Below are 2,017 nucleotides of genomic sequence, written 5' to 3'. Positions count from 1 at the left end.
CCTCCTACGCGCGCTCAATGCGCGCGTAGGCCGAATGGTTGTGAATAGACTCAAAATTCTCGACATCCACCGAATAGCGCCCAATCCGAGCGTCGGCATTCAGTCGCAGCGCCACATCGCGCACCAGGTCCTCGACGAACTTGGGGTTTTCGTAGGCATGCTCGGTGACCCATTTCTCGTCGGCACGCTTGAGCAGCGGCCAGAGCTCGCTCGAAGCACTTTCCTCAGCGAACCTGACCAGCTCCAGCCAGCTGATAGGCGCGCCGCTCAACTCCGCCCGGATCGTCACCAAGGAACGCTGGTTGTGTGCGCCATAGTCCGAAATCTCTTTCGAGCAAGGGCACAGGCTCTTCACCGGAACCGCCACCTCCGCCCACACCGAGGTCTGACCGGCACGCGTCTCGGAGATCAGAGCGCCCTGGTAGTCCAACATGCTCTCGATACCGGACACGGGCGCGCGCTTGCGCAAGAAAAAGGCAAAACGCACCTCGATGCGGCCGTCTTGCGCCTCCAGTTTGCTCAGCATCTGACCATGCAGCTCGCGCAAGGACTGCGCCGTCAATGGCGCGTTCAAGGCGTCCAGCCAAGCAACGAAGCGGGACATATGCGTGCCCTTCTTCTCAGCCGGCAGCGCCACATCCAAGCTCCAAAGGCCGACCGTGGTTTGCGCTTGCTTGCCCGTCTGAATTTGCAACGGGTAGCGCACATCCTTGACGCCAACGCGCTGAATCAGCAGGTGCCGCTCATCGCGCTCGCTTTGGGTATCGGGAATATGCAATGCGCTGGTAACTTGATTCATGCTGAAGGAAATGGACCGTGGAGACTGGATTAATTCAAGCTGCCCAGCATGCCAGCTGTTGCCAAGCCCTGCCGCCGCAAGGACTTGATGGCTCTTACTGATTCGCAGCCGGCCGCACCAAACTTGGCCGCGCACCAAAGCGTTTCAAGATGGACTGCGCTATGCCTGCGGCGTCCAGACCGCAAGCGCTCATCAAACTGGCGACGTCGCCATGCTCGATGTATTCGTCCGGCAAACCGAGTTGCAAGACCGGCAGATTGAATCCGGCGGCCTGCATCGCCTCCATCACGGCGGAACCTGCGCCGCCCATCACGCAGCCGTCCTCGACGGTCACAAACGCGTCATGGCTGCGCGCCAGCTCGGCCACCAAGACCTGATCAAGCGGTTTGACGAAGCGCATATTGGCCACTGTCGCATCGAGTTGCTCGCCCGCCTGCAAAGCCGGATACAGCAAGGTGCCGAAGCTCAGAATCGCAATCCGTGGCGCATCCGCGTTGCTACGCAGCTGCGACTTGCTGGATTCGCGGCGAACCAAGCCCTTGCCCCAACTCAGAGCCTTCATTTCTTTCTCGATCGCCACCCCGGCACCGGCACCACGCGGGTAACGCACCGTCACCGGGCCATGGTGCTGATAGGCGGTGTACAGGGCTTGGCGACATTCGTTCTCGTCGGCCGGTGTCAGCACGGCCATATTCGGGATGCAGCGACAAAAGGCGATGTCGTAGTTGCCCGCGTGAGTCGCACCGTCGGCACCGACCAGACCGGCCCGGTCCAGCGCGAACACGACCGGCAGATTCTGAATCGCCACGTCGTGAATCATTTGGTCATAGGCGCGCTGCAAAAAGGTCGAATAAATCGCCACCACCGGCTTCAAACCTTCGCAAGCCAGACCGGCGGCGAAGGTCACCGCATGCTGCTCGGCGATGCCAACATCGTGATAGCGGGTCGGGAAGCGCTGGTGAAATTCCACCATGCCGGAGCCCTCGCGCATCGCCGGCGTGATGCCGACCAGACGCTTGTCCTGCTCGGCCATATCGCACAGCCACTGGCCGAATACCTGGGTGAACGAGGTCTTGGCCGGCGTGACCGATTTGACAAAGCCCACGGCAGGATCGAACCGACCGGGTGCGGCGTTTTAGTCAAACGCCCGTTGCCACAGAATGCGTAGCATGTTCAAACTATAATTTCACATCCATCTCTCAATTAACCGATGTTAAG

1 protein-coding gene and 1 pseudogene are annotated in these 2,017 nt (G+C 60.3%); both read right to left on the bottom strand.

The window, feature by feature from the left end; translation table 11 throughout:
* Positions 1-4: 4 nt before the first annotated feature.
* Positions 5-799, bottom strand: coding sequence for a GTP cyclohydrolase FolE2 (folE2, locus tag RMO57_RS13360; RefSeq protein ID WP_310387369.1), 795 nt, complete (start codon positions 797-799; stop codon positions 5-7).
* 94 nt (positions 800-893) lie between these two features.
* Positions 894-1,925 (bottom strand): annotated as a pseudogene (locus RMO57_RS13355) (transketolase C-terminal domain-containing protein); the annotation flags it as partial.
* Positions 1,926-2,017: the final 92 nt, after the last annotated feature.

It is taken from the genome of Roseateles sp., assembly GCF_031397715.1.
In the GTDB taxonomy this organism is placed as follows: Bacteria; Pseudomonadota; Gammaproteobacteria; order Burkholderiales; family Burkholderiaceae_C; genus Paucibacter_A.
The sequence above is the reverse complement of the archived record's forward strand: the minus strand, read 5'-3'. Positions and strand labels throughout refer to the sequence as shown.